Below are 7,189 nucleotides of genomic sequence, written 5' to 3'. Positions count from 1 at the left end.
TTTTTTTATGCTTTAATTGATCTAGCAGATGGGATTACCTTACCCTCTCAGCTTGATTAAAGTAGAAGTTTCCTTCAATTTCTGCATTCTCATCGGAATCAGAACCATGCACGGCATTGGCTTCGATAGAGGTTGCGAAGATTTTTCTGATGGTTCCTTCTGCCGCGTTTGCAGGATTGGTCGCACCGATCAAAGTTCTGAAATCTTCCACAGCATTATCTTTCTCAAGGATGGCTGCAATGATAGGTCCAGAGGACATATACTTACATAAATCATTGTAAAAAGGTCTTTCTTTATGAACTGCATAGAATTTGCCTGCCAGTTCAGGAGTCAATTGGGTAGCCTTCATGGCCACAATTTTAAATCCTGCCTCTTCAATCATTTTCAAAATTGCTCCTGAATTGCCTGCTGCAAAAGCGTCAGGCTTGATCATGGTGAATGTTCTGTTTCCTGCCATTTCTTTGGAATTTATTTCTGATTTTTAATTTGGGTGCAAAAATAGGGGAATTCGGCTAAAGTCCATATGATACCTGTGAAATCTCTGTTATGTCTTTCTTTTTTAGCAGATTAACTGAATTGGGAAAATTCAAAAATATTACAGACCTTTGCAAACTATATTCCTTTCAAGGGATATACAAAAGCAATCAAATGCAGGAATTAGCGTCTTTCAAAAATAGATTATCATCCCCCCAAAAAGTTGTCATTACCACCCATCATAAACCCGATGCAGATGCTTTGGGTTCATCCTTGGGCATGGCCAACTATCTCAAGAAAAAGGGTCATGATGTCACCGTAGTCACGCCTTCTGATTATCCCTCATTTTTACACTGGATGAAAGGAAATGATCAGGTACTTAATTTTGAAAATCCTGAGCATAAGGACTTGGCCATCAAGAAAGTACTGGAGGCAGATACCCTGTTTTGTCTGGACTTTTCTTGTTTAAAACGTTTACATGAACTGGCCTCTTTTGTGACCAAATCCAATGCCTTCATTGTCAATATTGACCATCATCAAGATCCTAAAGACTTTGCAGATTTTAAGTATTTAAGCTCAAAAGCTGCGGCCACTTGTGAACTGGTTTATGAACTGATCGTCGAATTGGGCGACCAATATTTCATTGACAAAGATATTGCAGACTGCTTATATGCAGGAATCATGACGGATACTGGAGGCTTTAGACATCCCAACACCACCAAAAACGTCCACCTCATCACTGCCGAACTGATTGGCTTGGGTGCAGACAACACAAAAATTTCTCGCTTGATTTATGATACCAATTCAGTAAACCGGCTAAAGTTCATAGGTTTTGCCATTACACGAAGATTAACCATAATAGAAGAACTACAAACGGCTTATTTTGCGATCAGTAAAAAAGACCTTAGAAAATATAATTCCCAAACTGGAGATACAGAAGGTTTGGTGAATTATGCCCTTTCCCTCGATGGTATCAAAATTGCAGCGCTTTTTACAGAAAGAGAAGATGGCATAAAAATATCATTCAGATCAACAGAAGAAATAGCAGTCAATAAATTTGCAGCGGATCATTTTGAAGGAGGGGGGCATAAAAATGCCTCAGGAGGAAAATCAAACCTTAGCTTAAAAGAAACCACTGAAAAATTTGAAGCATTAATTAAAAAAAACAGAAAAACACTATTCAATCAACCAGAACTCATCCATGAAAAAAATTAAATCTTTATTGTTTGCAGTTGCGATGATGGCCATTGCATTCAGCGCCATGTCCTGTAACAAAACCAAAACAACTACAGATGGCATCAAGTACACTTATATCAGAGAGGGGTCTCAAGCTCCAAAAAATGGAGAGTATGTACTTTATCATTTGATTGTTAAAACTGGTAATGACTCTACGTTCATTTCTACATATGATCAGGGAATGCCTGCTTACTTACAGTTTAATGATTCTATTCCTAGACAATCCGGAATGGATGAAATTTTCCTTGGATTGAAAAAGGGTGACAGCCTTGCTTTTGAAGCCAACGCAAAAACTGTATTTGCAAACAATATGCCTTTCTTCCTACAGGAAACAGAAATGGTGAAAATCAGGGTTGGTGTAGTAGATGTATTGGATTATGAAGGGGTTGAGGCTTACTTCACCTCACTACAGGAAGCAGAAATGAAAAAGCAGGCCGAAGGTGCTGTTGTCCAGATGGAAATTGACACCCAGATCATCGAAGATTATTTGGCTGAGAATAATATTCAGGCGACCAGGACAGAATCAGGTCTGTATTACGTCATAGAAAAGGAAGGGTCAGGACCGGAAATTCAGGAAGGTGACCTGGCTTTTGTCCATTATGCGGGTTATCTGATGGACGGAACCATCTTTGATACCAGTTGGAAAGAATTGGCTCAATCCAGTGGGGTTTATAATGAACAAAGAGACAATGTCGGCGGCTATGCTCCATTGGAAGTTAGAGTCGGTATGGGCCAGGTGATCAAAGGATGGGATGAAGGACTGGGTCTATTGAAAAAGGGAGACAAAGCCAAATTTATCATTCCTTCTCCTTTGGCTTATGGAAGCCGAGATTCAGGAGGACCAATTGGACCCAACTCAATTTTAATATTTGACGTAGAAGTCACTGAAGTACAAAATTAATTCAGCTCAATGAAAAAATTTATTTTCGGAATTTTTACCTCCGTGTTTTTGCTTTCTGGTTGTATTTCAGAGAGTGAAAATCAGCAAGTAATCTTTGACAGAGACCTCCAGGCCATAGAAGATTATATTCAGCGAAATCCAATTGCTTCGGTAAAAGAGTTTGTTGACCCAGGCTTAGGGATCAGGATTTACTGGCAAGAGGTTTCCGAAAGTGGAAAAAGTCCCGAAAGCCCTGATATGGTCAAAGTAGATTACGTTGGGAAATTATTGAACGGATCAGTTTTTGATACTTCATTTGAACAAGTGGCCCGTGACAATAATATTTTCGATCCACAAAGACCCTATGGTCCCATTGAATACATTTTTGGGGTAGGAGAAGTCATTCCCGGTTTTGACTTTGCCATTTCACTAATGGAAGAAGGTGATAAGGTCACGGCTTTTATTCCTTCTATCTTCGGTTATGGGGCAGTTTCTCAGCCAGGGATTCCAAGAAATTCCGTATTGATTTTTGAGTTGGATTTAGTACAAGTTGGAACAGTAACAGAGGACGAATTACCCGATGAATAAATTTAGATTAGTTTTATTGGCGTTTTTGGTACTTGCGGGGATGGGCTGTGATACCCAGAACCCATTTGGCCCAAGCTATGATGTTGATGCCAATTTGGAACGTGATGCCAAAATTATTGAGGATTTTCTTGCTACTGCAGCAATCGATAGCCTTTACCGGATTCATGATCAGAATGGAGTGGTCATTATTGTGCAGGAAGAAGGGGAGGGGGCTATCCCGGGAGAGTTTCGATTGGTATATTCCAATTATATTGGACGCTTACTAGACGGCACCATGTTTGATACCAACCTCGAAGAGGTGGCTATTGAAAATGATATTTGGGACGAAAACAGAATTTACCGCATATTTCAATTCACCCTTGGAAGCGGTGATGCCATTCAAGGCTTTAATATCGGTTTCAGGAGATTAAGAAGTGGGTCCAAAGCCGTGTTGATCATCCCTTCTCCTTGGGGCTACAGGGATCAGGAAAGGGATAGAATTCCAGAAAATTCCGTACTTATGTTTGACATTGAGTTTCTTGGATTTGAGTAAGAAAATTATCGTCTAAAACATGAACTAGAGTTAGAAAGAGGGTATCAGAAATGATGCCCTTCTTTTTTGCGTCATCCTGAGAATTTAAAATTTGGCATTTACAGAAAGCCAATGACATCACTTGAGTCGTCATCCTGATCCGCCACAGAGGGACATTTGTGGTAGATTTTTTTTAACCACATAGGAGAAGATAGCACACATAGCTTCCCTGTATCAACCGGTTGATTTTAAAAACAAAGGTTTGCTGCTGCCCTGCTATGTTTTCTCTTATGTCTAGGTGGCAAATAAAAAAGGATTTTTTGGAGGTTCAGGTTATTTTTGGACAACATAGGAGTAACATAGCCAACATAGTTAGGCTGTCGCTGCCGTGGTTTTTGGTGTTGGAACGGCCTGGGTCTGATGACCGTATTATGTGCCGGATTTTTTCAACCCCAAACATAGTACATATAGTTTTCCAAGAACCAACTGTCTGGTTATAAAAAGGCTTGGTGTTGCCAAGTTATCCTCAATGCATGGGACAAGTTGTTTTATAGGTCACTTTCCCAATTAGGAGAAGAAACTCATTTGCTTTAGGAGACCCTTCTCCCAAGCCATCGGGATCAGGATGACGGTTACTCCTATCTGTCAATGGTAATACGAGGAACAGCCTGTACCGCAGTATTGTGAGAAGGATGAAGAATCCACCAAAATAGAGGAGATGCTTCACTACGTTCAGCATGACGCGTAATTTTGTCATTACCTTTTCTGTACTTTTTCCAAAATGTTAAAAACTCAGGGTGACGGGCGTGAAGTTCTGTGATAGGTAATAATTAGAATTGACTTATCCAGTTTATAAGTTATAAATCCCTATTAAATGACTTAGGCCCTAAACTTGGTAGGAAACAAAGCCGGCACCTCCTTTTTATATTGGATATACCTTTTTCCGTAAAGCTGAATGAGCTTTTTTTCTTCAAAATAAATCCCTATTGGCAAGTAAATGATCAGACAGATCAAATGGATCAATGCAGCCAAGATGGGATCAAAAAAGAAAAACCCCAGGAAGATCAACAATAATCCAGCATATAGGGGATGTCTCACATAAGCATGTGCTCCTTTACGGACAAACTCAGGCTGTTCTTCCAAATCATCATGTGCCCTAAAACCTGCAAAGGTAGATAGGGAAAAATGTTTCAGGGATTTCACCAAAATGATTGTACCAAAAGCTGCAAACATGTACCCCAAATAAGTCGTAAGATCCGTAGTGGCCAAGAGATATGATTTCTCTATGCTGCCGCCATAAATCAGTATAAACAGGAAGAAAACAGTGGAAAATAAAGAATAAACCAGACGATACCTCTTGTATGCATTTCCAAGCTTCGATCTCAGCCAATACTTAAAATCCAAATTGGCCAAAAAGGTATGCGAGCCATAAAAAATGGCCCAAAGAAAGATGAGATTAAAATATGCCATCATAAATTGCTTTTAAGATAGTTTATCAATCGTAAAATTGGCTCACATGGTTCCAGTTTATTTTCTTTTGTGGTCAGTAGTTTTTTGATTCACCTCCTTTTCCTAATTTGAAGCACCAAACCCAAAACCATGAAGATAGGATTAATCAGGGAGGGAAAAATTCCCCAGGACAAAAGGGTAGCATTTACCCCAAGCCAGATTAAAAAGCTACAGCAGCAATATTCTGGGCAGATTGAGTTTGTCGTGGAGCCTAGCCCTATTCGATGCTACAGTGATGAAGAATATATAGAAGCTGGTATTCTAATGCATGAGGATATGGCGCTTTGTGATTTGTTAATGGGGATTAAAGAAGTGCCTATTGCCCAATTGATACCTAATAAAACTTATGTGTTTTTCTCACATACCATCAAAAAACAGCCTTCCAACCGGGGTATGTTACAAAACATTTTAGAAAAAAACATTCAACTGTTGGACTATGAACTGCTCAAGAATGAAAAAGGGGAAAGAACGGTGGCTTTTGGTCACTGGGCCGGTATTGTAGGTGCTTACAATGGTTTGTGGACCTATGGCCAAAAAAGTGGGCTGTATGATTTGAAGCGGGCTTATAGTTGTTTTGACCGGGAAGAAATGGATCGGGAATTGGAGAAAGTCCAGCTTCCACCAATAAAAATTATTGTAACAGGCAAGGGAAGAGTGGGAAAAGGCGTGGAAGAAGTATTGAAAAAAGTAGGGATCAAAGAAGTATCCACTCAGGAATTTTTACACCAATATTATGAGGAGCCCATTTTTACGGTGCTCAGTTCATCGGATTACAACAGAAGAAAAACAGACGGGGGCTTTGATAAAAACGAGTTTTATAAAAACCCTGAGTTATATGAAAGCCACTTTTTAAAATATGCAGAAGTGAGTGATATCCTGATGGCTGCTGCCTATTGGGACCATAGGGCCCCCAGGCTATTTGAAAGAGAGGATATCCAATCCGATGATTTTAATATTTCTGTGATTGCGGATATCACTTGCGATATTGATGGGTCTGTACCTACTACGGTAAAAGCTTCCACCATCATAGATCCAGTTTATGATATTGACAGGGACAACTTTTCCGTTTTACCGGCATTTGGAAAACAGCAGAGTATATCTGTGATGGCGATTGACAATTTACCTACAGAACTCCCCAGGAATGCTTCAGAGGAATTTGGAGAACAATTGTCAGAACACTTTATACCTGAATTGTTGAAGGCACAGTCCTTGATTTTGGAGAAAGCCACCATTGCCAGGGAGGGTGACCTGACTTTGGACTTTATGTATTTAAAGGATTATGTAAATGAAAGATAAAAAGATTGACAATGAAAAATATAGCACGATATATTGAACAGACGGTGCTGAAGCCACAGACCACGGACGCAGACATTGAAAACTTGGTAAAAGAAGCTAAAAAATACGGTTTTGTAGGTATTTGTGTACCCCCGTTTTGGGTAAAAAAAGCAAAAAGGGAATTGGGAGATTCCCCTGTTCAGTTGGTAACCGTCGTAGGTTTTCCTTTGGGCTATAATATGACAGAAACAAAGGTGTTTGAAACAGAACAGGCGATTAAAAATGGGGCAGATGAAATCGATGTGGTTTGGTCTACCACCGCTTTTAAAGCTGGAATGAATTGGCCCAAAATAGAACTGGCCCAAATGGCCAAACTTTGCCATGACCAGGAACGCATCCTGAAAGTAATCATTGAAACTGCCTATCTGAATGAAGCTGAAATTGTAAAAGCCTGTCAAATTTGTGCCGATGCAGGTGTAGATTATGTGAAGACCTCCACTGGATTTGCTCCTGAAGGGGCACAGGTAAAACATATCAAGCTGATGCGGAATACCTTACCCAGCAGTGTGGGAATAAAAGCCAGCGGGGGAATCAAAACTTACGAACAAGCCAAAAAAATGATAGAGGCTGGTGCCGACAGAATAGGGACAAGTTCCGGTGCCTTGATTGTAGAAGCGTCTGGGGAAGTTTAATCTTCCCTTTCTTTTTGAATTTCA

The 7,189-nt window shown here is 39.9% G+C and carries 9 protein-coding genes; 6 read left to right on the top strand and 3 right to left on the bottom strand.

The annotated features are described in order from the left end of the window. Positions 1–34: 34 nt before the first annotated feature. Positions 35–457, bottom strand: coding sequence for a nucleoside-diphosphate kinase (locus tag B879_RS20000; RefSeq protein ID WP_009187047.1), 423 nt, complete (start codon positions 455–457; stop codon positions 35–37). Positions 458–648: 191 nt separating this feature from the next. Here B879_RS20000 and B879_RS19995 point away from each other — a divergent pair, with 191 nt between their 5' ends. From B879_RS19995 to B879_RS19980, 4 genes are read left to right on the top strand one after another with little or no spacing between them, the layout of a single operon-like run. Beyond that, positions 649–1,689: a DHH family phosphoesterase gene (locus tag B879_RS19995; RefSeq protein WP_040401364.1), complete on the top strand. Its 1,041-nt coding sequence runs from the start codon at positions 649–651 to the stop codon at positions 1,687–1,689. Then, positions 1,676–2,611, top strand: coding sequence for an FKBP-type peptidyl-prolyl cis-trans isomerase (locus B879_RS19990; RefSeq protein WP_009187045.1), 936 nt, complete (start codon positions 1,676–1,678; stop codon positions 2,609–2,611). Before B879_RS19995 ends, B879_RS19990 begins: the two co-directional genes overlap by 14 nt. A 9-nt stretch (positions 2,612–2,620) precedes the next feature. After that, the gene (locus B879_RS19985) at positions 2,621–3,178 is read left to right on the top strand and encodes an FKBP-type peptidyl-prolyl cis-trans isomerase (protein ID WP_009187044.1); all 558 of its coding nucleotides are present in this window, start codon (positions 2,621–2,623) and stop codon (positions 3,176–3,178) included. Continuing rightward, on the top strand, positions 3,171–3,710 hold the full coding sequence (locus tag B879_RS19980; RefSeq protein WP_009187043.1) for an FKBP-type peptidyl-prolyl cis-trans isomerase: 540 nt from the start codon (positions 3,171–3,173) through the stop codon (positions 3,708–3,710). Before B879_RS19985 ends, B879_RS19980 begins: the two co-directional genes overlap by 8 nt. Before the next feature lie 505 nt (positions 3,711–4,215). On the opposite strand, the gene B879_RS19975 is transcribed toward B879_RS19980, so the two are convergent. Continuing rightward, positions 4,216–4,446: a hypothetical protein gene (locus B879_RS19975; RefSeq protein WP_009187042.1), complete on the bottom strand. Its 231-nt coding sequence runs from the start codon at positions 4,444–4,446 to the stop codon at positions 4,216–4,218. A 122-nt stretch (positions 4,447–4,568) separates the two neighbouring features. After that, positions 4,569–5,162, bottom strand: a complete 594-nt coding sequence (locus B879_RS19970) for a methyltransferase family protein (RefSeq protein WP_238542179.1) — start codon at positions 5,160–5,162, stop codon at positions 4,569–4,571. A gap of 126 nt (positions 5,163–5,288) precedes the next feature. Between B879_RS19970 and B879_RS19965 the strand changes: the two genes are divergently transcribed. Together B879_RS19965 and deoC are read left to right on the top strand one after the other, a co-directional pair. Beyond that, entirely contained in the window at positions 5,289–6,494 is a 1,206-nt protein-coding gene (locus B879_RS19965) for an NAD(P)-dependent oxidoreductase (protein ID WP_009187040.1), read from the top strand. Positions 6,495–6,505: 11 nt separating this feature from the next. Continuing rightward, positions 6,506–7,165 carry a deoxyribose-phosphate aldolase gene (deoC, locus tag B879_RS19960; protein WP_009187039.1) on the top strand — a complete coding sequence of 220 codons (660 nt, stop codon included), beginning with the start codon at positions 6,506–6,508 and terminating at the stop codon, positions 7,163–7,165. Positions 7,166–7,189 lie beyond the last annotated feature (24 nt).

This window comes from Cecembia lonarensis LW9, from assembly GCF_000298295.1.
In the GTDB taxonomy this organism is placed as follows: Bacteria; Bacteroidota; Bacteroidia; order Cytophagales; family Cyclobacteriaceae; genus Cecembia; species Cecembia lonarensis.
The sequence above is the reverse complement of the archived record's forward strand: the minus strand, read 5'-3'. Positions and strand labels throughout refer to the sequence as shown.

Excerpts from the sequence above, each read along its gene's own strand:
- B879_RS19990 (WP_009187045.1), top strand. The coding sequence starts at position 1,676 with ATGAAAAAAATTAAATCTTTATTGTTTGCAGTTGCGATGATGGCCATT.
- deoC (WP_009187039.1), top strand. The coding sequence starts at position 6,506 with ATGAAAAATATAGCACGATATATTGAACAGACGGTGCTGAAGCCACAG.
- B879_RS19970 (WP_238542179.1), bottom strand. The coding sequence starts at position 5,162 with ATGATGGCATATTTTAATCTCATCTTTCTTTGGGCCATTTTTTATGGC.
- B879_RS19995 (WP_040401364.1), top strand. The coding sequence starts at position 649 with ATGCAGGAATTAGCGTCTTTCAAAAATAGATTATCATCCCCCCAAAAA.
- B879_RS19985 (WP_009187044.1), top strand. The coding sequence starts at position 2,621 with ATGAAAAAATTTATTTTCGGAATTTTTACCTCCGTGTTTTTGCTTTCT.
- B879_RS19965 (WP_009187040.1), top strand. The coding sequence starts at position 5,289 with ATGAAGATAGGATTAATCAGGGAGGGAAAAATTCCCCAGGACAAAAGG.
- B879_RS19980 (WP_009187043.1), top strand. The coding sequence starts at position 3,171 with ATGAATAAATTTAGATTAGTTTTATTGGCGTTTTTGGTACTTGCGGGG.
- B879_RS19975 (WP_009187042.1), bottom strand. The coding sequence starts at position 4,446 with ATGACAAAATTACGCGTCATGCTGAACGTAGTGAAGCATCTCCTCTAT.
- B879_RS20000 (WP_009187047.1), bottom strand. The coding sequence starts at position 457 with ATGGCAGGAAACAGAACATTCACCATGATCAAGCCTGACGCTTTTGCA.